Origin of the sequence: Rhodovastum atsumiense, from assembly GCF_937425535.1 — a bacterium.
In the GTDB taxonomy this organism is placed as follows: Bacteria; Pseudomonadota; Alphaproteobacteria; order Acetobacterales; family Acetobacteraceae; genus Rhodovastum; species Rhodovastum atsumiense.
In genome coordinates this window covers 837823-860890 of the sequence record NZ_OW485601.1, presented here as the reverse complement: position 1 = coordinate 860890, position 23068 = coordinate 837823, and the positions used below count along the sequence as shown (strand labels likewise).

The 23068-nt window shown below is 68.7% G+C and carries 19 protein-coding genes; 12 read left to right on the top strand and 7 right to left on the bottom strand.

Features of this window, described 5'->3' with window-relative positions:
* The first annotated feature begins 44 nt into the window (after nt 1–44).
* The 4 genes from petA to NBY65_RS03690 all read left to right on the top strand — a co-directional run bounded on the left by petA (nt 45) and on the right by NBY65_RS03690 (nt 3823).
* Nucleotides 45–671, top strand: a complete 627-nt coding sequence (gene petA, locus NBY65_RS03705; protein ID WP_456316133.1) for a ubiquinol-cytochrome c reductase iron-sulfur subunit — start codon at nt 45–47, stop codon at nt 669–671.
* A 27-nt stretch (nt 672–698) separates the two neighbouring features.
* Complete coding sequence (locus tag NBY65_RS03700; RefSeq protein WP_150045404.1) at nt 699–1964, top strand: cytochrome b; 1266 nt, start codon at nt 699–701, stop codon at nt 1962–1964.
* Nucleotides 1964–2734 carry a cytochrome c1 gene (locus NBY65_RS03695; protein WP_150045405.1) on the top strand — a complete coding sequence of 257 codons (771 nt, stop codon included), beginning with the start codon at nt 1964–1966 and terminating at the stop codon, nt 2732–2734. Before NBY65_RS03700 ends, NBY65_RS03695 begins: the two co-directional genes overlap by 1 nt.
* 201 nt (nt 2735–2935) lie before the next feature.
* Nucleotides 2936–3823 (top strand): S-methyl-5'-thioadenosine phosphorylase, encoded by an 888-nt coding sequence (locus tag NBY65_RS03690; RefSeq protein WP_150045406.1) that lies wholly within the window; start codon nt 2936–2938, stop codon nt 3821–3823.
* Nucleotides 3824–3977: 154 nt separating this feature from the next.
* On the opposite strand, the gene NBY65_RS03685 is transcribed toward NBY65_RS03690, so the two are convergent.
* Entirely contained in the window at nt 3978–4130 is a 153-nt protein-coding gene (locus NBY65_RS03685; protein WP_250265629.1) for a DUF3309 family protein, read from the bottom strand.
* Nucleotides 4131–4294: 164 nt separating this feature from the next.
* Here NBY65_RS03685 and NBY65_RS03680 point away from each other — a divergent pair, with 164 nt between their 5' ends.
* A complete protein-coding gene (locus NBY65_RS03680) occupies nt 4295–4483 on the top strand; it encodes a DUF4169 family protein (protein ID WP_150045563.1) in 189 nt (62 codons plus the stop codon).
* 14 nt (nt 4484–4497) lie between these two features.
* On the opposite strand, the gene NBY65_RS03675 is transcribed toward NBY65_RS03680, so the two are convergent.
* From NBY65_RS03675 to gpmI, 5 genes are all read right to left on the bottom strand, one after another.
* Nucleotides 4498–5004 (bottom strand): RNA pyrophosphohydrolase, encoded by a 507-nt coding sequence (locus NBY65_RS03675; RefSeq protein ID WP_150045564.1) that lies wholly within the window; start codon nt 5002–5004, stop codon nt 4498–4500.
* Entirely contained in the window at nt 5001–6116 is a 1116-nt protein-coding gene (locus NBY65_RS03670) for a divergent polysaccharide deacetylase family protein (protein ID WP_150045565.1), read from the bottom strand. Before NBY65_RS03670 ends, NBY65_RS03675 begins: the two co-directional genes overlap by 4 nt.
* A gap of 244 nt (nt 6117–6360) precedes the next feature.
* Nucleotides 6361–7740, bottom strand: a complete 1380-nt coding sequence (locus NBY65_RS03665; protein WP_150045566.1) for a S41 family peptidase — start codon at nt 7738–7740, stop codon at nt 6361–6363.
* A 122-nt stretch (nt 7741–7862) separates the two neighbouring features.
* Nucleotides 7863–9098: a murein hydrolase activator EnvC family protein gene (locus NBY65_RS03660; protein WP_150045567.1), complete on the bottom strand. Its 1236-nt coding sequence runs from the start codon at nt 9096–9098 to the stop codon at nt 7863–7865.
* Between the two features lie 94 nt (nt 9099–9192).
* Complete coding sequence (gene gpmI / locus NBY65_RS03655) at nt 9193–10716, bottom strand: 2,3-bisphosphoglycerate-independent phosphoglycerate mutase (protein WP_239003255.1); 1524 nt, start codon at nt 10714–10716, stop codon at nt 9193–9195.
* Nucleotides 10717–11066: 350 nt separating this feature from the next.
* Between gpmI and NBY65_RS03650 the strand changes: the two genes are divergently transcribed.
* Nucleotides 11067–12068 carry a crotonase/enoyl-CoA hydratase family protein gene (locus tag NBY65_RS03650; RefSeq protein WP_162530900.1) on the top strand — a complete coding sequence of 334 codons (1002 nt, stop codon included), beginning with the start codon at nt 11067–11069 and terminating at the stop codon, nt 12066–12068.
* Nucleotides 12069–12131: 63 nt separating this feature from the next.
* Here NBY65_RS03650 and NBY65_RS03645 read toward each other — a convergent pair whose 3' ends face one another.
* On the bottom strand, nt 12132–13961 hold the full coding sequence (locus NBY65_RS03645; protein WP_162530901.1) for a hybrid sensor histidine kinase/response regulator: 1830 nt from the start codon (nt 13959–13961) through the stop codon (nt 12132–12134).
* Between the two features lie 707 nt (nt 13962–14668).
* Between NBY65_RS03645 and NBY65_RS03640 the strand changes: the two genes are divergently transcribed.
* The 6 genes from NBY65_RS03640 (at nt 14669) to NBY65_RS03615 (ending at nt 23054) form a co-directional block, all read left to right on the top strand.
* Nucleotides 14669–15637 carry an NAD(P)/FAD-dependent oxidoreductase gene (locus NBY65_RS03640; protein ID WP_150045571.1) on the top strand — a complete coding sequence of 323 codons (969 nt, stop codon included), beginning with the start codon at nt 14669–14671 and terminating at the stop codon, nt 15635–15637.
* Between the two features lie 450 nt (nt 15638–16087).
* Nucleotides 16088–17176, top strand: a complete 1089-nt coding sequence (locus tag NBY65_RS03635; protein ID WP_150045572.1) for a LacI family DNA-binding transcriptional regulator — start codon at nt 16088–16090, stop codon at nt 17174–17176.
* A gap of 206 nt (nt 17177–17382) precedes the next feature.
* Nucleotides 17383–18390: a sugar kinase gene (locus NBY65_RS03630; RefSeq protein WP_150045573.1), complete on the top strand. Its 1008-nt coding sequence runs from the start codon at nt 17383–17385 to the stop codon at nt 18388–18390.
* Between the two features lie 92 nt (nt 18391–18482).
* Nucleotides 18483–20741: a formate C-acetyltransferase gene (gene pflB / locus NBY65_RS03625; protein WP_408904178.1), complete on the top strand. Its 2259-nt coding sequence runs from the start codon at nt 18483–18485 to the stop codon at nt 20739–20741.
* 63 nt (nt 20742–20804) lie between these two features.
* The gene (gene pflA / locus NBY65_RS03620; protein ID WP_250265628.1) at nt 20805–21587 is read left to right on the top strand and encodes a pyruvate formate-lyase-activating protein; all 783 of its coding nucleotides are present in this window, start codon (nt 20805–20807) and stop codon (nt 21585–21587) included.
* A 174-nt stretch (nt 21588–21761) separates the two neighbouring features.
* Complete coding sequence (locus NBY65_RS03615; protein WP_239003262.1) at nt 21762–23054, top strand: methylglyoxal synthase; 1293 nt, start codon at nt 21762–21764, stop codon at nt 23052–23054.
* Nucleotides 23055–23068 lie beyond the last annotated feature (14 nt).

The following is a 23068-nucleotide window of genomic DNA, read 5'->3' as shown; positions in this document are numbered from 1 at the left end:
CCGGCCGGAGGGCCGCGCCCGCCCGTATCTGCGGGTGAACGGGCGTGGCCTCGCGTCATGCAAATCGCAGCCCCGCGAAGGGGGTTCATTACAGAGGGATGGCCGATACGATGTCTGGGACCGCTCATGCTTCCGGTCATGGCTCCGGGCAGGATGTCAATAAACGCGACTTCCTGAAGCTGGTCGCTGGCGCTTCGGCCGCCATCGGGGTGGGGGCCATCGCCTGGCCGCTGGTTGACAGCATGAATCCGTCGAAGGACGTGCTGGCGCTGTCGGAACTCGAGGTCGACCTTGCCCCGATCGCTGCCGGCCAGGCGATCATCGTTTCCTGGCGCGGCTCCCCGGTGTTCGTCCGCCATCGCACCGCAACCGAGATCAAGGAAGCCGAGTCCGCGCCGATGGCGGATCTGAAGGATCCGCAAACCGACGAGGCGCGCGTCAAGAAGGGCCACGAGGAGTGGCTCATCGTCAGCGCCGTCTGCACCCATCTCGGTTGCATTCCGCTCGGTGCCAAGCCGACCGACCCGCGCGGCGAGTTCGGCGGCTGGTTCTGCCCCTGCCACGGCAGCCAGTACGACACCTCCGGCCGCATCCGGAAGGGCCCGGCCCCGGCCAATCTGCCCGTTCCGCCCTATGCGTTCCTGAACGACACGAAGATCAAGATCGGCTGAGTCGGATCAGCCCGCGGAGCAATACCAATGGTTGGCCTGTTCAAAAGCGAAATAGAAAATCCCATCCTCCGATGGGTTGATACCCGTCTTCCTATCGTCACGATGATGCAGAAGGAATATGGGGTTTTCCCGACGCCGAAGAATTTCAATTACTTCTGGGCCTTCGGCGGCCTGGCCATGGTCAATCTGATGATCATGATCGCCACCGGCATCTTTCTGGCGATGGCCTATACCCCGCATGTCAGCATGGCGTTCGATTCCGTCGAACGCATCATGCGCGACGTGAATTTCGGCTGGCTGCTGCGCTACGCTCACGCCAACGGCGCCTCGATGTTCTTCATCGTGGTGTACATCCACACCTTCCGCGGGCTTTACTACGGGTCGTACAAGGCGCCGCGCGAGCTGCTGTGGATGCTCGGCGTGGTGATCCTGCTGCTGATGATGGCGACCGCCTTCATGGGCTACGTGCTGCCCTGGGGCCAGATGTCCTTCTGGGGCGCCACCGTCATCACCAACCTGTTCTCCGCCATCCCCGTGGTCGGCGAGCCGATCGTGCACTGGCTGTGGGGCGGGTTCTCGGTGGACAATCCCACGCTGAACCGCTTCTTCAGCCTGCACTACCTGTTGCCCTTCGCCATCTTCGGCGTGGTGTTCCTGCACGTCGTGGCGCTGCACATCACCGGGTCCAACAACCCGCTCGGCATCGAACCGAAGGGCCCACAGGATACGCTGCCGTTCCATCCGTACTACACGGTCAAGGACAGCGTGGCGATCTGCGTCTACTTCATCGTGTTCGCCATCCTGGTGTTCTTCTATCCGAACTATCTCGGCCACCCGGACAACTACATCCCCGCCAACCCGCTGGTCACGCCCGCGCATATCGTGCCGGAATGGTACTTCCTGCCGTTCTACGCCATCCTGCGCGCCGTTCCCTCCAAGCTCGGCGGCGTGGCCCTGATGTTCGGCGCCATCATCGTGCTGTTCCTGCTGCCCTGGCTGGATACCAGCAAGGTCCGCAGCACCAGCTTCCGTCCGATCTACCGGATCTTCTTCTGGTGCCTCGTGGTTGCCTGCCTCGTGCTCGGCGTGGTCGGCGCCAAGCCGCCCGAAGGCATCTGGGTGCCGGTCGGTCAGTTCGCCACCGCTTATTATTTCGCCCACTTCCTGCTGATCCTGCCGATCCTCGGCAAGCTGGAGCGTCCCCGGCCGCTGCCGGAAAGCATCAGCCAGGCCGTGCTGGGCGGAGGACCGCTGCCCACAGGCGCTGCCGCCAAGCCGATGGAGAAGGCCTGATGCGTACCCTGCGCTTCGCCGCCCTGTTCGGGGCGGCCCTGCTCGCCGCCCCGCTCGCCATGACCCCCGCGCGTGCTTCTGAGGGCGGGGCGGAACTGCCGAACGTCAACTGGAGCTTCGGCGGCCTGTTCGGCTCGTTCGACCGTGCCTCGGCCCAGCGCGGCTTCCAGGTCTACAACAATGTCTGCTCGGCCTGTCATTCGCTGAAGCAAGCATACTACCGCAACCTGACCGGCATCGGCCTGACCGACGAGCAGGTCAAGATGATCGCGGCCAACAAGACCGTGCCGACCCTCAAGGACGACGGGTCGGTGGGCGAGCGTCCGGCGCTGCCGTCGGATCACTTCCGCTCGCCGTTCCCCAACGACCTCGCCGCCCGCGCCGCCAACAACGGCGCCCTGCCGCCCGACCTGTCGGTCATCGTCAAGGCGCGCGAGGGCGGGGCGAACTACGTCTATGGCGTGCTCACCGGCTACGCCGACCCGCCCGCCGGCTTCAAGCTGATGGACGGGATGAACTACAACCACTTCTTCCCCGGCAACCAGATCGGCATGCCGCAGCCCCTGCGCGACGACACCGTCGAGTACACGGACGGCACCAAGCCGACGCTCGATCAGCAAGCCCGGGACGTGGTCACCTTCCTCGCCTTCATCGCCAATCCCGAGCTCGAGGAACGGCACCGGATGGGCGTGAAGGTGGTGCTGTTCCTGCTGCTGCTCACCGGCCTCAGCTACTCGGTGAAGCGGAAGCTCTGGGCCGGCGTGCACTGATACCGGCAGCCCGAAGGGCTGACCGGTATGCGCGCGGGGATGGTGGGGCGGCCGCGCGCGAAAACAAAGACATACTGGCCGAACTTTGGCCGGCCAGTATGAGCCACCGCCGCCCGCGCGACTGACCGGCCGCCGCGTCCCCGCCCGGGGGCGCGGCGGTCGCGTTTCGGGATCCTGACGTTTGACGAGGAGAGGACAGCGATGTCCGAGCAGACCAACCAACCGGTGATCGGCATCATCGGCGGCTCCGGGCTCTATGACGTGGACGGGCTGGAGGACAAGACCTGGCGCCGGGTGACGACGCCGTGGGGCGATCCCTCCGACGAATTGCTGGAAGGCCGGCTCGGCGGCGTGCGCTGCGTGTTCCTGCCGCGGCACGGGCGCGGCCATCCGCTCTCGCCCACCCACCTGAACTATCGCGCCAATATCGACGCGCTCAAGCGCCTCGGCTGCACCGACGTGATCTCCCTCTCCGCGGTGGGCAGCCTGAAGGAAGAACTGCCGCCGGGGCATTTCGTCATCGTCGACCAGTTCATCGACCGCAGCTTCGCCCGCGAGAAAAGCTTCTTCGGCGAGGGCGTGGTGGCGCATGTCTCGATGGGCCATCCGGTCTGCGCGCGCCTGGGCGACGCGCTGGAAGGCGCCTGCCGCGACATCGGCCTGTCCGTGACCCGCGGCGGCACCTACCTGGTGATGGAAGGGCCGCAATTCTCTACCGTCGCGGAAAGCGAGCTGTACCGCTCCTGGGGGTGCAGCGTGATCGGCATGACCAACATGCCGGAGGCCAAGCTCGCCCGCGAGGCGGAGCTCTGCTACGCGACCGTCGCCATGGTGACGGATTACGATTGCTGGCACCCCGACCACGATCACGTCACGGTGGACATGATCGTCAAGGTGCTGCTGCAGAACGCCGACAATGCCCGCACCCTGGTGCGGCACGTGGTGCCGGAACTCGGCAAGCCGCGGGGGGCCTGCTCCGCGGGCTGCGACCATGCACTGGACCACGCCATCATCACCGCACCGGCGAAGCGCGATCCCGCCCTGGTGGCGAAACTGGACGCGGTGGCGGGACGGGTACTGGGGAAGTAAAGCAAGCAAGGCCAGGGCGCTGCCCTGGACCCGGCAGGGGCCATAAGGCCCCTGCACCCCAGTCTCGCTGCGCGGCACAGAATGGGTTCCAAGGGCGCAGCCCTTGGTCGGTCCAGGGCGAAGCCCTGGTGGGGCGCGGGGCAACGCCCCGCCGCTAAATTCGCCTCAGCACCAACAGCACCACGACGATCAACAGCAGTAATCCCAGGCCGCCTGACGGGTAATACCCCCATGCCGAGCTGTAAGGCCAGGTTGGGAGGGCGCCCAGTAGCAGGATGATCAGGATAACCAGCAGTATTGTGCCCATTGCGTAACCTTTTCGCTCGTGAACCTGCGGGCGAAAACGTTCGGATCGGTGGACCGTTTCAGTCAGTCACGCCTGGCACGAAAACCCTCCGGGCACATTCGCGGGATTGCCTGCATCCCTGTGCCCCCTTGCATCCGGCCATCCCGTCCCGTCAGGATGGCGGCATGGGTGAGATCGTTAATCTCCGGCAGGTGAAGAAGCGGCTTGCACGCGCGCAGCAGCAGGCGGAAGCCGCGGAAAACCGGATTCGCCATGGCCGCACCGGCGCGCAGAAGCAGGCGGACCGGCGGGACGCCGAGCGGTTGCAGCGCGCCCAGGATGGCGCACGGATCGAACGCGACGGCGAGGCCTGACCCTCGCCGGAACGTCAGGGCTGCGGGCGCGCGAAGCGGGCGAAGGACACCGCCAGGATTTCGTAGATCGGTCGCTTGAACGCCACTGCCAGCGCGGGAAGTTCGGCCAGGTCGGCCCAGCGCCAGGCGTCGAATTCGGGATGCGGGTCGGCGTCCAGCCGCACATCCGCGTCCGTGCCGAGGAAGCGCAGCGCGTACCAGCGTTGCTTCTGCCCGCGGTAGCGCCCGCCCAGGGCCACGCCCAGCAATTCATCCGGCAGGTCGTAGGTCAGCCAGTCCGGGTGTTCGCCCATGATTTCGGCGCGGTCGGTGCCGATTTCCTCGGCGAGCTCGCGCAGCACCGCGGTGGCCGGATCCTCCGCTTCGTCGATGCCGCCCTGCGGCAACTGCCAGCCCCCCGGGGCGCCCTCGGCGTTCGGCAGGTCGGCGCGACGGGCGACGAAGATGCGGCCCTGGGGATTGAACAGGACTGCCCCGACATTGGGGCGGTAGGGAAGACGGTCACGCAGGGACTGGCTCATCGACGGGTCTCGGTGGGGAGGGGAAGGGGGGATACCAGCGCGCTGACCGGCACCAGCACCACGCCGCGGCCCGGCAGTTTCGCCGCCCAGGCTGCCAGGCGTTCGACGGTGACGGGTCCCGGCAGGCTGGCGAGGCCAATCGCCGCGCCGCGGTCACGGGAAATCTGTTCGAGGCGCGACAGCTTCGCCTCGATCTCCGCGCGCACCGGCGGGTCGTCGATGGTCACGTCCACCGCACGCAGGCCGGGGCGCCGATCCTGTGGCGCTGCCGTCGTCCGGGCGGCGGTGGGCCGGGCATCGATGTACAGCACACCCCGCCTGGCAAGCTCGTTCAGCACCTGGGGCATCTGTCCGCTTGCCGCGAAGCGTTCGCCGCGCAGGCCGTTGTTGCTGCCGGTGGCGCCGACATAGCCGGCGATGCGCGACAGCGCCCAGAGCAGGCGTTCCTGATTCTGTGCGGCCGGCAGCCCGGTCAGCAGCGCCCGGTTGCCCGGGTCGTCCAGCGGATAGCCGGCGGGTTCCATCGGGATCGAGATCAGTGTCTCGTGTCCGGCGGCCCGCGCCATTTCCTGCAGGCGGGCCGGCCGGGCCGCGTAGGGGGAGATGGCGAGCGAGATGGCGGGGGGCGTGGCGCGGATCGCCTCCTCGCTGTCCATCTCGGCCATGCCGATGCCGCCGAGCAGCACGGCGACACGCGGGCGTGGATCGGTGGGGTCGAAGGGCGCGGCATAGACCTGCATCGGCATCCGCCCATCGGGGCCGATGCGCGGCAGGATGCCGTCTTCTGGGCCGGGCTCCAGCAGCGCCATATCCGCCGGTGCCAGGCCGCCCCGGCCCGTGGCGGGCTGGGATGGGATGGCGATGGCAGCCGCGGACACCGGGGGAGCCGGAGATGTCGCGGGAGAGGACGGTCCCGGGGCACCCGCCTGCGACGGCCTCGGCCGATCAGGGCCGGCCAGCGGCATCCGGGGCGCGGTCGGCGTCGGTGGCCCCAGCACCTGCAGGGCGATCCCGCCGCCGATCAGGCATGCCAGGATCACCACCCAGAACCAGCCGAGGATGATCCAGGCCCATGGGCGCTGGTCGCTTCCGCTTGCATTGCCACGATTCACCACATGCGCTCCCATCGCCGCCAGACCGTTCCGGCAACGCCGAGATTACCCGACCCGCCCTGTCCGGGGGTAGTCCAGGCGATTTGTGGCATTATGGCAACGAACGGGTCGGTTCCCATCGCACCGCCGGGGCATTTTCCGTTCGCTGTGGCTGACGGAAAATGCCCCGGCTGTTTGATCGGGCGGCGCCTTGTGCCGACTCGCGGCCCCCCATGGGGGCAGGGATCGGGGGGCAGGGGCCGGATTAACGAGAGGCGCGCTTGCTGGTCGGCATGGCGCGCAGCAGCGTCAGGCCCTGCTGCAACTGGAAGTCGGTCTCCGGCTTGGTCGCGTCGAAGGTCGGGAAGCCTTCCGGCGGCAGCTTGGGAAGGTCGCGCACGATCGGCGGCAGGTCGTTGCGCGGCGGCGCGGCCTGCTGCGGCGTGCCGCCCGAGTTGCGCAGGGCCCGGTTCAGGTCGGCCTCGCGATCGGGCAGGAAATGCGGCTTCTCCTCGCGGGTGGCCGCCACTTCCACGTCGGGGGTGATGCCCAGGCCCTGGATGGAGCGCCCCGAGGGCGTGTAGTAGCGGGCCGTGGTCAGGCGCATCGCGCCGTTGCCGGGCAGCGGGATGACGGTCTGCACCGATCCCTTGCCGAAGCTGCGGGTGCCCAGAACGATCGCTCGCCGGTGATCCTGCAGCGCGCCGGCCACGATCTCGCTGGCCGAGGCCGAGCCGCCATTGATCAGCACCACCATGGGCAGGCCGCCGCTGATGTCGCCGCCCTTGGCGTTCCAGCGCTGGCTGTCCTCGGCGTGGCGGGCGCGGGTGGAGACGATCTCGCCCTGTTCGATGAAGTCGTCGGACACCGCCACCGCCTGGTCGAGCAGGCCGCCCGGGTTGTTGCGCAGGTCCAGCACGATGCCGCGCAGCTTGTCGCCGGCCTGTGCCTTCAGCGTCGCGATCGCCTTGCGCAGTCCGGCATCGGTCTGTTCGTTGAAGCTGGTCACGCGCAGATAGGCGATGTCGCCCTGCTCCAGCCGCGACTTCACCACCTGGATGTGGATGACCTCGCGGGTCAGCCCCACCTCGAGCGGCGCGTCGTTGCCTTCGCGGCGGATGGTCAGCTTGATCTTCGAGTTCGGCGGGCCGCGCATCTTGTCGACCGCCTCGTTCAGCGACAGGCCCTGCACGGTCTGGCCGTCCAGCGCCAGGATCAGGTCGCCCGCCTTGATGCCGGCCTTGCTGGCCGGGGTGTCGTCGATCGGGCTGATCACCTTGATGAAGCCGTTGTCCTGCGTCACCTCGATGCCGAGTCCGCCGAACTCGCCGCGCGTCTGCACCTGCATGTCGCGGAAGGACTTCGCGTTCATGTAGTTGCTGTGCGGGTCCAGCCCGGTCAGCATGCCATTGATGGCGTTCTCGACGAGGTCGCGATCGCCGACCGGCTCGACATATTCGGCGCGTACGCGTTCGAACACGTCGCCGAACAGGGTCAGCAGGCGATAGGTTTCGGCCCGCCCGGAATCCTGCGCGAGGGCATAGGGAAGGAATTGCAGGTTCGGCGCGACATGGCGCGTGATTGGGCCGATCGCCACACCGGCGCTGAAGGCGGCTCCCAGCAGCAGGCCCGTGCGAAGCTTCATGGATGCGTCCTCATGCGCGTATGCGCGCAAACGTGGTCACTTTCGACGGGATGTCACCCGAAAACCAGAGTTTCCCTCAGATCCCGCCCGCGGGGAAGGCATAACGGCGACGCCCTGGCCGATCACCCCCGGGCGCGCAGGTAGGGCGCGGGATCGACGGGCCTGCCGGAGCGGCGCAGTTCCATATAGAGCGTCCCGCGTCCGCTGCCAGCTTGCTGTGACTCCGGCAGCATCGCGCCGACCGGTTCGCCCTGCTGCACATTTTCGCCCACCTGCGCGTCCAGCCGTTCCAGCCCGCCGAGCACCGCGTGCCAGCCGCCGCCGCAGTCCAGGATCAGCAACAGCCCGTAGCTGCGGAAGCGATCGGCGAAGGCGACCCGGCCGCCGCAGGGGGCGACGACGCGGGCGCCGGGAACGGGTGTCCAGGTCATGCCGCTGCTGGGCCCGCCATCGGACGCGTCACCGAAGCCGCGGACAAGCTGGCCCGTCACCGGTACGGTCAGGCGGGAATTCGCGGCTGAAAGCCCGCGTCCCGCCGGGCGGGCGAGGGCTTCCTGCCGGCGCTTCGCCGCCTCTGCCTCGGCCTCGCGCCTGGCCCGCAGGGCTGCCGCCGCCTCGGCCCGGGCGCGTGCCTCGGCGGCGCGGCGTTCCGCCTCGATGCGGGCGATGGCGGCGCGCAGGCTGTCCGCGCGGGATGCCGCCGCGGCGGCCTGGCGAGCGGCGTCCGCGGCCTCGTCCTCGGCCTGTTTGCGCGATTGCCGCGCTGCCTCGATCCGGGAATCGAGCGCCGCCGCTTCGCGGGCCTGGGCGGTCTGGGCGGCGGCGAGCCTGGGCAGTTCGGCCTCGGTCTCGCGGCGCGCCTGCATCGCCTGGGCCTGTGCGTCCCGCAATGCAACGGCTTCCCGTTCAAGCCGGCGGCTGAGCCCGCCGAGCACCAGCAGGCCACGCACCGCCTGTTCCGGCGGCAGGGGCACCGCAAGCAGCGTTTCGGCGGGATAGAGGGCCAGGCGTTCCATCACCGGCAGCATCGGCGCGAGGGTCGCGGCGCGCTCGGCGATCCTGGCTTGCGCGGCCTGCTGGCGCGCGCGCAGCGCGGCGATGCGCTCCGCCGTCTCGGCGGTGGTTTGTTCGAGCCCGCGCAGCCGGGCGGCCGCGGCCACGCGGTCCGTGGCGAGGCGCTGTTCCTGCGCCCGGGCGGCAGCGCTGCGTGCCTCGGCCTCGGCCCGGGCCGCGGCATGGGCGGCGCGGGCGCGTTCGGCTTCCTGCACATCCTGGGGGGTCTGGCCCAGGGCGGTCCCCGCCAGCATCCCCAGGATGAGCAACCCTCCCCCGATCCCGTTGCGGAGTCCCTTCGGCATGGGATCCAAGGGCCTCAAGGCCCTTGGTGGAGGTCCAGGAGGCAAAGCCTCCTGGTGGGGTTTGGGGCAACGCCCCAAGACGGAGTGGCCGCCATCACGCCTCGATCAGCGAGTGCCCGGTCATTTCCGCCGGCTGCGGCAGCCCCATCAGTTGCAGCAGGGTCGGCGCGATATCGGCCAGTCGCCCGTCCCGCAGTTTCACGCCCGGCCGTCCCGCCAGCACCACCGGCACCGGGTTGGTGGTATGGGCGGTATGTGGTCCGCCGGTCTCGGGGTCGCGCATCATTTCGCAATTGCCGTGGTCGGCGGTGATCACCACGGCGCCGCCCTGTGCCTCCACCGCGGCCAGGATGCGTCCCAGGCTGGCATCCACTGTCTGCACCGCCGTGATCGCGGCCTCCAGGATCCCGGTATGGCCGACCATGTCGGGATTGGCGAAATTCAGCACGATCAGGTCGTATTTCCCGGATTCGATCGCCGCCACGGCCTTGTCGGTCAGTTCCGGGGCCGACATTTCCGGCTGCAGGTCGTAGGTGGCGACCTTGGGGGAGGGCACCAGGATGCGGTCCTCGCCCGGGTACTGCTTTTCCTCGCCGCCGTTGAGGAAGTAGGTGACGTGCGGGTATTTTTCCGTCTCCGCCATGCGGATCTGGGTGCGGCCGGCGGCGGACACCACCTCGCCGAGCAGGTTGTCCATGACCTGCGGCGGGAACAGGGCGGACATCCGGGGGGCCAGTTCGTCGCTGTAGCGGGTCATGCCGAGCACGGCGGCGAAGCGCAGGGCGCGGGGGCGGTCGAAGCCTGGGAAGGCGGGGTCGGTGAAGGCGCCGAGGATCTCGCGCGCGCGGTCGGCGCGGAAATTGAAGCACAGCACGCCGTCGCCGTCCTTCATGCCGCGATAGCCCGCGACCACGGCGGGGACGACGAATTCGTCGGTGATCTGGTTGGCGTAGGCGGCATCCAGCACGCTCGGGGGATCGGCGAAGGCCGGTGCCTGGGCTTCGGCGATCGCCATGTAGGCCTTGGCCACGCGGTCCCAGCGCTTGTCGCGGTCCATCGCGTAGTAGCGTCCGGACACGGTGGCGATGCGCGCCCCGGCCGGCAGGTCGGCCTGGAAGCGGCGGATGTCGTCACCGCCTGACTGGGGTGGGGTGTCGCGGCCGTCCATGAAGGCGTGGGCCGCCACCGGGACGCCGGCCGCGGTGATCAGGCGGGCGAGCGCGATGGCATGGTCCTGGTGGGAGTGCACGCCGCCGGGCGAGACCAGTCCCATGAGGTGGCAGGTGCCGCCGCTGGCCTTCAGCGTGGTGATGAAGTCGGTCAGGGCGGGGATGGTGCCGATCGAGCCGTCGGCGACGGCGGCGCCGATGCGCGGCAGGTCCTGCATGACCACGCGGCCGGCGCCGATATTCATGTGGCCGACCTCGGAATTGCCCATCTGGCCGTCGGGCAGCCCGACATCGAGGCCGGAGGTGCGCAGGAAGGCGTGCGGGGAGCTGGCCCAGAGCCGGTCGAAGACGGGGGTCTGGGCGTCCCGCACGGCGTTGTCGGCGGGATCCTCCCGCCAGCCCCAACCGTCCAGGACGACAAGCATGACGGGGCGGGGCAGGTTGGGCATGGCGGCACTCCTCGGGGCGGACATTGCCGACTGCGTAGCGCCATGGCGGGCGGCAAACAACGCCTCGTCACCGGCTCGCGAAAGATTTGCGGGGATTGCCACCGCAGGTGGTGGAGGTTCGGTGTTGTTACGAACCAAATTATGTTTCAAAGCAAATATAATCAAATGAAGCAGAAATAATTATCAAGAAAACATTCAATATTTATCAACTTGAGCCAGCTGTAAACTCCAGGATACATCACGCGCTGTTGATATGGATGCCGGATCACGGGATGGCGCGCGAATTAACTGATAAGCAATTCCCTTCATGTGATCTGGCGGCGCTTAGTGCCCAGAAAGGATTTGGTCCGATGTCGCTCCATCCCGCCAGCCCCGATGTGCTGCCGCAGGCCGTGCCCCCACAGCTCCTGGCCGGGGCGGCCCTGCGCAAGGTCACGCCGGAGCCGGCGCAGGAGGGAGAGCGGTTGATCACCCTGCGTTCTCCGGCCGTCCTGCCGTTTCCTTGCTACGACTCGCTTGATCTCGAACTCGACGCCGCTTCCGGAACCTGCTGGTGCTTCATGCGCCCGGAGGGACGCGCCAGCTTCACCCCGCAACTGATGGCCGACATCGCGCGCATGCAGGCGGCGGTGCGCCACATGGGCAAGGTCGGGCTCGACGCGGGCGGCACGAAGTTGCGTTATTTCGTCATGGCCTCGCGCCGGCCGGGCGTCTTCAATCTCGGCGGCGACCTCGCCTTGTTCGCCAGGGCGATCCGCGCGCGCGACCGGGCCGCCCTGCGCCAGTATGGCCATGGCGCGGTGCGGGCCCTGCACGAGAACACGCGTGGCTACGATGCCGGCGCGATCACCATCGCCCTGGTGCAGGGCGATGCCCTGGGCGGTGGCTTCGAATGTGCCCTGGCCTTCGACCTGATCGTGGCCGAGAGGCGGGCCCGCCTGGGCTTCCCCGAGATCCTGTTCAACCTGTTTCCGGGCATGGGCGCCTACAGCTATCTGTCGCGCCGCATCGCCCCGGCCGAGGCCGGGCGGATGATCAGCAGCGGGCAGATCCATACCGCCGAGGAGTTGCACGCCATGGGCGTGATCGACGTGCTGGTGGAAGACGGACAGGGCGAGCAGGCGGTGCGTGAGCTGATCGCCCGGCAGGGGCGCCGGCAGAATGCCTTCCAGGCCATTTCCCATGTCCGTCGCCGGGTCAACCCGGTGTCGCTGCAGGAATTGCTCGATGTCGTCGATATCTGGGTCGATGCGGCGCTGAACCTCGAGGAAGCGGATCTGCGCAGGATGCAGCGGCTGGTCGCCGCCCAGGATCGGCGCTGCGCCGAGGCCGCCCCGTTGGCGCACGCCTGAAGCGGGCGGGCCGGTCCGGAGGTTTCCCTCGCCGGCGCCCCCTCATCCCGTGCGCCGCCGGCGTCAGCTCGGCGGCCGGGTGGTGCCGTCGCCCAGGACGGTGGCGAGCCGGTCACGCAACGTCTCCAGCGAGAACGGCTTCTGCAGCAGGGTGCAACGCGGTGGCACGCCGCCACCGGAGAATGGCGGCGCGCTGTCGCCGGCATATCCCGTCGAGAGCACGGCCGGCAGGTCGGGGCGGCGCAGCCGGGCCTCGCGGATCAGCGCCAGCCCATCGGTCCCGGGCATGCAGAAATCGGTCAGCAGGACGTCGACGGCCAGTCCGGTGTCGAGCCGCGCCAATGCCGCGGCGGCATCGGCTTCGGCCTGCACCGCGTAGCCGAGATCCTCGAGGCTCGCGCACAGCATTTCCCGCACCAGCGGATCGTCGTCCACGACCAGGATGCGGTGCGCGGCGACGGGGGCCTGTGCCGGCAGGGGTTCGTCCTGGGGCGTGGCGGCAGACCCGGTCGTCGCGGCCGGTGGGGGAGAGGGCAGCCAGAGCGTGACCGTCGTGCCCAGGCCGGGTGTGCTGTGGACCGCCATTGCGCCTCCGGACTGTTCGGCAAAGCCCCGGGCCATCGAAAGGCCAAGGCCGGTGCCTTTGCCCGCGGGCTTGGTGGTGAAGAAAGGTTCGCCCACGCGGGCGAGGGTCTGGGCGTCCATGCCGCAGCCGGTATCGGTGACCTGGAGCCGGACGTAGTGGCCGGGCTGCAGCCCGGCCGGATGCGCCGTGCCGGCTGTTTCCGGCTGCGCCGTCAGCGTCAGCCTGCCACCTTCCGGCATGGCGTCGCGGGCATTGGTGGCCAGGTTGACCAGCACCGTTTCCAGCTGGCCCTTGTCGGCCAGCAGCGCGGGCAGGCCGGGGGCCACCTCGGCGCACACCGTGATCGCCGCCCCCAGGGTAGGGGCCAGCACCTCGCGCAGTTCCGCGAGCAGCAGCGCGGCCTCGACCGGCTCGGCGCGTAACTCGCCCCGGCGGGCAAAGGCGAGCAGGCGGCGGGTGATTGCTGAGCCCCGGCCGGCGGCGTCGACCACGATGCGCGCGAGCCGCTCGACCGTTTCGCGCTGGCCGGACTGGCGCAGGATCAGGCTGGCGCCGCCCTCGATCGCCTGCAGGACATTGTTGAAGTCATGCGCGATGCCGCCCGCGAGCTGGCCGAGCGCCTGCATCTTCTGCGCCTGCGCCAGGCGCTGCTCCAGATCGCGCCGCTCGGTGATGTCGCGCATGCTGCACAGCACGCGTGACACCCGGCCGTCCGGACCGTCGCGCAGCGGCACCATGCTGGTATCGGTGATGCGCGGGCCCTGCGGCGTCGGCCAGGTTTCCTCGTAGCGCAGCGCGCCTTCGGCGACGCAGCGTTGCAGCGCCGCGATGATGCGGGCGCCGGCATCGGCGCCGAGGATCTGCTCGGCGGTCATGCCGCGGATGGCGGCGGCGCTGACACCCATGATGTGCTCGGCGTGGGGATTGATGTTGCGGCAGAGAAACCGTCCGTCCGCCGTGACCTCGATCTCGCAGAGGCTGTCCTCGGCGTGGTCAAAGAACGTCCGGTATCCGGCTTCGCTGGCGGCGAGTTCGGCGATCCGCTGCCGCACTGCTTCGTCGAGCCCGACATTGCCGCGCTCCATGGGAGGGTCCGGTGCCGTGATGGGGGAAGCGAGCGGTTGCGGCGATGGGGGCGGATCGAGCGGGATGCGGCCATCGGGGCGCGGGACATGCGTGGGGGCGGCCGGTTGCAGCAGGCCCGGCTCTGTCCGCCAGGAAAGCCGGGCCACCGTCCAGGCGAACAACCCGGCCGTGGCCGCGCCGTACAGCCAGATCCTGAATTCCACGGCTGCAAGCGGCGGCATGGCCGTCCCGCTCCAGGCCAGCCAGGCCAGCCAGGCCAGCGGACATGCCGTCGCGCCGAGCCATTTGACCGGGCGGGAGCGGGCATGGTGCGTCCCCGGGCGTGCCTGTGGCTGCGGTCGGAGCGAACCGGTAGGACGCCCCATGACGCTGACCGGGGGGACGCTGACCGGGGGGACGCTGGCTGGGGAGGGAGCCCAGGCCACCGCGCGCTGCTCGTCTGTGCGCGGCCGGCACGGTCCTGCACGACCGGGTTCTCTCGGGTAGGACTGCATGATGCCGCTCCGCTGGAAGGCTCGCCTGCGAATGGCCAACGGAGGACCCGGGGTGATCCGGTTGGGCGGCAGGTGAGCCGTCGAAACCGCGGCGGGACTCGGCTGCCTCACGTCCTGGTTGACCTCTTCACCTCATACAGCGGATGCAGAAGCAATATAGCATGATTTTGTAGCCAAATCACTTATTTGTGATGGCCTTTACAGGGATTTCCACTAAGGCATTTTATACAGATTCAATTCAATATTGAGGGTTGTTGGTAGGATTCAGTAAATTATGGGCTAGTTTATTTTGCATTATCCTGCATGCGGTGCCTCTCCGCCCGTGCCGGATCACGGGCGGTCGCACGAAGCTGTTGGCCTCGCCGGCGCGTTGCCCCCGGGCGTTGCTCTCCTGCGTTGGTCTGGGAGGCATGCAGCCGGAAGGGCGGGGAAGGATGCAGGACGTCGGCAATGAGACCCTCGACTGCCTGGTCGTCGGTGGCGGACCGGCCGGGTTGACGGCGGCGCTGTACCTGGCGCGCTTCCGGCGGCGCGTGGTGGTGGTCGATGCCGGCGCGCCGCGGGCCGCCTGGATCCCGAAGAGCCACAACATTCCGCTTTTCGCCGCGGGAATTCCCGGTCCCGAGATCCTGGAGCGGGCCCGTGCGGCGGTGCGGCGCTACGGCGTGGCGATCCTGCCCGGTGAGGTGACGCAACTGCGCCGGACGGGCGGCCTGTTCGCCGCCGGGATTGCGCGCGAGGACGGGACGCGCTGCGAGATACGGGCGGAGCGGGTGGTGCTGGCCACCGGGTCGGTCGATGTCGAGCCGGCCTTGCCCGACCTGCCGGATGCGGTGCGCCGCGGCCTGGTGCGCTACTGCCCGATCTGCGATGGCTTCGAATCGCGTGACCGGCGGATCGCGGTCATCGGCCATGGCGCGCGCGGCCTCGGCGAGGCGGCCTTCATCGCCCGCAGCTATGCCGAGGACGTGACGTTGCTCACGCTCGGGCAACCGTTGCGGCTGGATGCACGGCAGCAGGAGATCGTGGCGCGGCACCGGATCCGGGTGATCGAGCAGCCCGTGGCGGCGCTGGAACAGCGCGATGGCATGATCGCGGCGATCCGGATGGGGGACGGCGCGGAGCATCGTTTCGATGTGCTCTATTCGGCGCTGGGGCTGACCTATCGTTCCGGGCTCGCCGTCGCGCTGGGGGCGGCGCATGACCCTTCGGGGGCCCTGATCACCGACGCCCATGCCCAGACCAGCGTGCCGGGGCTGTACGCGGCCGGCGACATCGTGCGTGGGCTGGACCAGATCGTGGTCGGGATGGCCCATGCCGCCGCAGCCGCCACCCATGTGCATAACCGCTGTGGGCTGCCAACCGAGGACGAACCGGAGGCGGCTGACGCCCATCCGGGGTGATCGCGCCGGGGTGCTGCCACCGCAACATTCTCTTGACACCGCCCATGTATTGGCGCAACATTCCGAGCGTTCAAAAGAATACAGGAGGGTGGGTAACAAACATGATTCCACCTGGTTTCTTCCTGGTTGCCGCCTGATTTGGTGTGGGTGGCTAAGAAATCGTCGAACTGTCGTCTGGTGGATGCACCGGAACAGTCGCTTCATCCTCAGGGGCCCCCGAGCGACGTCTGGATGACGTAGCGGGGGCCTTGGGCTGTTCATGCATCCCGGTGTCCGGACCGGCTGATCTGTCTTCCATCCGCCATGGGCGTGCTGCTTGCCTGCCGATGCGGGCGCGCTGGCAATACTTCGCGGGGCAGTGATGTCCTGTGCATCGATTGATCGAGGTCAACGCGCGAATACTGCCCTGCGGCAAGATGAGCTCACGCGCCTGATGCCGACGGAGCCAAAATGTCACGCGGATCGCCTGCCGAGGAGTACCGCATTCCCGTTGGCCGCGCGACAACCATCGTGGATGTCGCGGAGCGGGCAGGGGTCTCGAAAGCCACCGTCTCCCGCTATCTGAGCGGCAAATCCGAAGTCCTCTCCGAGGCGACCTGGAAGCAGATCGAGGACGCGGTCGCCGCGCTCAACTACAGGCCCAGCCAGATCGCGCGCAGCCTGAAAGGCGGGCATACGCGGCTGATCGGCATGGTGGTCGCCGATGTCACCAACCCCTACTCGGTCGCCGTGCTGAAAGGCGCCGAGGACGAATGCCAGCGCGCCGGCTACATGCTGGCCCTGTGCAACAGCGGTGGCAGTCCCGAGAAGGAACAGCTGCTGCTCGCCGGGCTGCGTGCCTATCGCATCGAGGGCCTGATCCTGAACCTTGCCGGCCCGGGCGGTGAAAAAGTGCCCGAGGCGATGCCGGCGGACCTGCCGGTGGTGTTGCTGGACCGGCACCTGCCCGCCGGCCGGTTCGATTTCGTCGGGCTCGACAACATCGCCGCCATGGGCGAGGCAACACGCCACTTGGTCGGCAACGGATATCGGGATCTCATGCTGCTGGCCGAGCCGTTGCGCGGGGTCAGCGTGCGCATCGAACGGGGCCTGGGCTTCCGCGAGGCGGTGGCGGCGGCCGGCTGCAGCGGCGAGGTCTGCGAGGTCGATCTGCGCCAGGAGGGCGCCATGGGCGCGGCGCTGGCGCGGTTCATGGCCGGCCCGGATCGCGGGCCCAGGGCGGTGATCGCCGCCAGTGGCCTGGTGACGCTGCGGACCGTGCAGGCCATGCAGGCCCTGGGCCTGCGCATGCCCGGCGATCTCGCAGTGGTGGGATTCGACGAACTCGAATGGTCGTCGCTGGTCGGGCCCGGCATCACGACCATCGCGCAGCCGACCTATGATATCGGCATCGCAGTGGTGCGCAGCCTGTTGGCGCGGCTGGCCACGCACAACATGACCGAGCCGCGCAGCACCATCTTCACCGGGCGGCTGGTCGTGCGTGGGTCGTCCGCGCCCGCCGGTGCGGCCCGCCATGTGCGGCCGGCAGGCGAGGGATGAAATTCTGATATTCCGTCGGGTCGGGCCCGGCATTCACCCGGCGGCGCAATAATAAACCTGACCGGCGCACGGCTGCGCGCGAAAGCTGCGCCGATGGAACCGGGCATTTCATTTTCTGGCGCAGGGGGCGCCAATCCTGCGGTGGCCGGTCATCGGCGGTTGATATGGATCAATGCCACTGTCCGGGTGCCGGCTAATGTGACGACATGAAACCGGTTTCATACAAAACCCAACTTGTTCCGGTATCGGGGGAAGCAGCGACCCGGCTGGATGTCGTGACCTTCGGCGAGGCCATGGCCTTGCTCGTGGCCGAAACCTGCGGCGACCTGGCCGACGTGGAGCGGTTCACCCGGCGCCTGGCCGGGTGCGAGACCAACGTGGCGGTCGGGTTGGCCCGCCTGGGGTTGCAGGTCGGCTGGGTGAGCCGGCTGGGCCTTGATCCGTTCGGTGACTTCGTGCGCGCGACCCTGGCCGCCGAAGGCGTGGATTGTTCGCATGTGGCGACCGATCCGGTGCGATCGACCGGCAGGATGTTCAAGGCGAAGACGCCGGACGGCAGCGATCCCACCATCCATTATGCCCGCAAGGGATCGGCGGCGAGCCAGTTGAGCCCTGCCGATTTCGACCCGGCCTATTTCCGTGGCGCCCGTCTGCTGCATGCGACCGGCGTTGCCGCCGCGCTGTCCTCCGGCAGCATGGCGCTCGCGCTGCACGCCATCTGCGAGATGCGGGCCTGGGGGCGGACCGTCTGTTTCGATCCCAACCTGCGTCCCTCGCTGTGGCCGAGCCGCGACGTCATGATCGAGCAGATCAACAGCCTCGCCGGGCGCGCCCATTGGGTGCTGCCGGGACTGTCCGAGGGCGTGATCCTGACCGGCTACCGCCAACCCCGTGACATCGCGGCCTTCTACCTGGACTGCGGCGTGGAACTGGTGGTGGTCAAGCTTGGTGCCGAGGGGGCCTATTTCCGCACGCCCACGCAGGAGGGCATCGTGCCGGCGGCGCGGGTCGAGCAGGTCGTGGATACCGTGGGTGCCGGCGACGGCTTCGCCGCGGGCCTGATCAGCGCGCTGCTGGAAGGCGAGAGCATCGAGGAGGCGGTGGCGCGCGGCAATCGCGTGGGGGCCTGCGCCATCCAGGTGATCGGCGACATGGACGGCCTGCCCACGCGCGCGCAACTCGGCCAGACGGCACTGCTGCGGGTTCCGGCGTGACGACACGCCTCGCGGCGGCCGCTGGCATGGCGGCATCGCGCGCGGGGCGGTGAGGCGCCGCGTCGTTTCGGAATTGCTTCGAGGAGACGGGAATGAACGTGATGTCAACGGTTGCGGCGGGGATCGATCCCTGGCGCGACTTCGCCGGCGAAGGCTGGCGGGAGCGTGTGGACGTGCGGGCCTTCATCCAGGCCAACTACACGCCCTATGCCGGCGACGATTCCTTCCTGGCCGGCCCGACCGAGCGCACGCTCGCGGTGTGGAAGAAGCTCGAGCCGCTGCTGGCCGAGGAACGCAAGCGCGGCGTGCTGGACATCTCGGGCGACCGCGGCTCCTCGATCACCGCGCATGACGCGGGCTATATCGACCAGGGGCTGGAGATCATCGTCGGGCTGCAGACCGATGCGCCGCTGAAGCGGGCGATCATGCCCAATGGCGGTCTGCGCATGGTCGAGACCGGCATGCAGGCCTACGGCTTCACGCCCGATCCCGTGGTCGCGGAAATCTGGACCAAGTACCGCAAGAGCCACAACCAGGGCGTCTTCGACGTCTACAGCCCCGACGTGCTGGCCGCGCGCAAGTCGGGCGTGGTCACCGGCCTGCCGGATGCCTATGGCCGCGGCCGCATCATCGGCGATTATCGCCGGGTGGCGCTGTATGGCGTGGACTTCCTGCGCCGCGACAAGCAGCGCGAGTTCCACGAGCTGGACAACGTCCCCTTCACCGAGGACGTGATCCGGCTGCGCGAGGAGCTGTCCGAGCAGTGGCGGGCGCTCGACGAGCTGAAGCAGATGGGGGCCAAGTACGGCTGCGACCTGTCGCGCCCGGCGCAGGACGCGCGCGAGGCGGTGCAGTGGACCTATTTCGGCTACCTTGCCGCGGTGAAGGAGCAGAACGGCGCGGCGATGTCGATCGGCCGCATCTCCACCTTCCTCGACATCTACATCCAGCGCGACATCGAGGCCGGCACGCTGACCGAAGCGGCCGCGCAGGAGATGATCGACGACCTGGTGATCAAGCTGCGCATCGTCCGCTTCCTGCGCACGCCGGAATACGACCAGTTGTTCTCGGGCGACCCGACCTGGGTGACCGAGAGCATCGGCGGCATGGGCGAGGACGGACGCTCGCTGGTGACGCGCAACTCCTTCCGCTTCCTGCAGACGCTGTTCAACCTCGGCCCGGCACCGGAGCCCAACCTGACGGTGCTGTGGAGCGCGCAACTGCCGGACGGGTTCAAGAAGTTCTGCGCGCGCGTCTCGATCGAGACCTCGGCGATCCAGTACGAGAGCGACGACCGCATGCGGCCGTTCTGGGGCGATGACTATGGCATCGCCTGCTGCGTCTCGGCCATGCGCATCGGCAAGCAGATGCAGTTCTTCGGCGCCCGCGCCAACCTGGCCAAGGCGATGCTGTACGCAATCAACGGCGGCGTCGACGAGAAGTCGGGCGCGGTGGTGGCGCGCGGCTTCACCCCGATTACCTCCGACGTGCTCGACTACGACGAGGTGATGGCCAGGCTCGATCCCATGATGGACTGGCTGGCGGCCACCTACGTCAAGGCGTTGAACTGCATCCACTACATGCACGACAAATACGCCTACGAGCGGATCGAGATGGCGCTGCACGACCGCGACATCCTGCGCACCATGGCCTGCGGCATCGCCGGGCTGTCGGTGGCGGCGGACTCGCTGTCGGCGATCAAGCACGGCCGCGTCAGCGTGGTGCGCAACGAACAGGGCCTCGCGGTCGACTACAAGCGCGAGGGCGACTACCCGGCCTATGGCAACAACGACGACCGCGCCGACGAGATCGCGGTGTGGCTGGCGCAGACCTTCATGGAAAAGGTCAAGGCGCAGCCGCATTTCTATCGCAACGCGATGCCGACGCAGTCGGTGCTGACCATCACCTCCAACGTGGTGTACGGCAAGAAGACCGGCAACACGCCGGACGGGCGCCGCGCCGGCGAACCCTTCGCGCCGGGGGCCAACCCGATGAACGGGCGCGACATCAAGGGCTTCGTCGCGGCCGGTGCGTCGGTGGCCAAGATCCCTTACGAATGCGCGCTGGACGGCATCTCCTGGACCGCCTCGGCGACCCCGGACGGGCTCGGCCACACGCCGTCGGACCGGATCGCCAATCTCGCCAACTGCCTGGATGGCTTCGCCTGTGCCGGCGGCTTCCATGTCAACGTCAACGTGTTCAATCGCGACACGCTGGTCGACGCCATGGAGCACCCGGAGCTGTATCCGCAACTGACGGTGCGGGTCTCCGGCTACGCGGTGAACTTCGTCAAGCTGACGCGCGAGCAGCAGCTGGACGTGATCAGCCGCACCTTCCACGGCTCCATGTAACCTGCCCCGTGGCGGGAGCTTCGGCTCCCGCCGCACCCGCCCTGGTTCCTTCGCGAGTGCCCCATGTTCGACGCCGCCAGTCCCGTCCTTTCGCATGCCCATCCCACCGCCGACACCGGCACGGGGTTCCTGCATTCGGTCGAGACCGCCGGCGCGGTGGATGGGCCGGGGCTGCGCTTCATCTTCTTCACCTCGGGCTGCCTGTTCCGCTGCCTCTACTGCCACAATCCCGATACCTGGAAGCTGCACAACGGCCGCGCGGTGACGCTGGATGAAGCGCTGGCGGAGGTGCGGCCCTATGCCGGCTTCCTGCGCTTCGCCGGCGGCGTCACCATCTCCGGCGGCGAGCCGATGCTGCAGGCGGGCTTCGTCGGCGCGCTGGCCCGGCGCATCAAGACGGAGCTGCGGCTGCACGTCGCGCTGGATACGCAGGGCTTCCTGCATGACACGCTCGACGATGCCTGGTTCGATCCGATCGACCTCGTGCTGCTGGACATCAAGCACAGCGACCCCGGCCAGTACCGCCGCCTGACCGGGCAGGATCTGCAGCCGACGCTGGATTTCGCGCAGCGGCTGGTGCGGTTGGGCAAGCGCATGTGGATCCGCTACGTGCTGGTGCCGGGCTGGACCGACGGCGACGACGATATCCTCAGACTCGCCGACTTCCTGGCGAGCCTCGGTCCGGCGGTGGACCGCGTCGAGGTGCTGCCCTTCCACCAGATGGGCGCGCATAAATGGCAGGCGCTCGGGCTGTCCTATGAACTCACTGACACCCCCACACCGACGCCGGCCCAGGCCGATGATGCCCGCGCCCTGTTCGCCTCGCGGGGGTTGCAGACCTGCTGAGGCAGGCGCAATCGTCCCTCATCGGCAACCGGTGACAGCCGTCATCACAATCCCGCGTGTATTCTCCATCCGGGTGGGCTACCGGTACAGCCCCTGGTCCGGGGGAGGTCACCGCCGTGTCGCCATTGCCGTCATCCGCCGCCGCGCAAGCCGCGCCGTCCTGAGGAGCGGAAGATGAAGGATGCCCGTCCCCCGACGATTGCCGTTCTCGCCAGCCGCTCCCTGCGCACCGGCCCGCTGAGTCCGTTGCTGCGGTTGATGCGGACCATCGAACCCTGGCTGCGCCACGTGCTGCAGCCCCGCATCCTGGCGATCGGCGGCAGCTACCGGGTCCTGCGCCGCTATGGCGTGCTGGATGGCTATGCCGGGCTGGAAGCCCTGCCATCGGGGCGCGAGGGCGGACTGGTCACGCTCGCGGCGCGGCTGGTGGATTCCGATCCCGATCACGCGGTCGATTGGGTGATCTACCTGATGGATCCCGCTGACCCGACCACGCTCTATCCCGAGAGCCAGGCGGTGAAGCGCGAATGCGTGGTGAATGCCAAGCCTTTCCTTGCGACCGAGGCCGCCGCGCTGGAATGGTGCGTGACCCACTGGCTTGCCGCCGACCGGCAGGCGCCGCATCCGCTGACCCCGCGTTTCCTGCGCCCGCGCAGCCAGCATCCGCCAGGCTTCTCCACCAGCCTGGGCCTGATCGCGCATGATGCGCGCAAGGCCGAGATGGTGCATTTCGCCACGGATTTCGCCGACCTGCTGGCGCGGTTTCCGCGGCGGCTTGCCACCGGCACCACGGGGGGGCTGTTGAACGGCGGCATCCCCGCGCGGCTGCAGCAGGGCGTCGAGGCGCTGCGGCGTGAGGCCGACGCCTATGCCCGACTGGGCTTCACCCCCGACAGCCTGGCGCGCCGGCTGCGCGAGCACGAGCGCCTGCAGGAGCTGACGCAGGCCCTGCGCGCCCGCCTGGAAGCGCTGGGGGTCTCGGGCCCCTGGGTGAGCGCGTTGCGCAGCGGGCCGCAGGGCGGCGATGGCCAGATCGCCCAGATCGTGCTCGAGGGGGCCTGCCGCCACGTGATCTTTTTCGAGGACCCGCATGTCTCGCGCGAGCACGAGGCGGACATCCAGTTGCTGGAGCGCGCGGCCCGCATCCAGACCGCCGACACGGTCTGCCTGCACGATCCCGTCACCGCGCGCAGTTGGGCGGCGGCCTGGACCGCCTGCCTCGATCATCCGACGCTGGCGCCGGTGACGCTGGAGACCGCGTTCCGCCAGCGTTACGGCTGCCACCTGATCGTGGCGCATGACGGTCCGCAGGAGACGCTGCGGCGCTATGCCTCCGGGCTGGTGGCGCAGGATGGCACGGCGCCGCCGATCGCCTTCGCCGGTGATGCCCTGTCCCGTGGCGGCGTCGCCGTGCTCACCCCCGAAGAGGCCGCCGCGGCGCTCGAGTCCGCATCTGCGGTCGCCTGACCGCGGCCGATGAA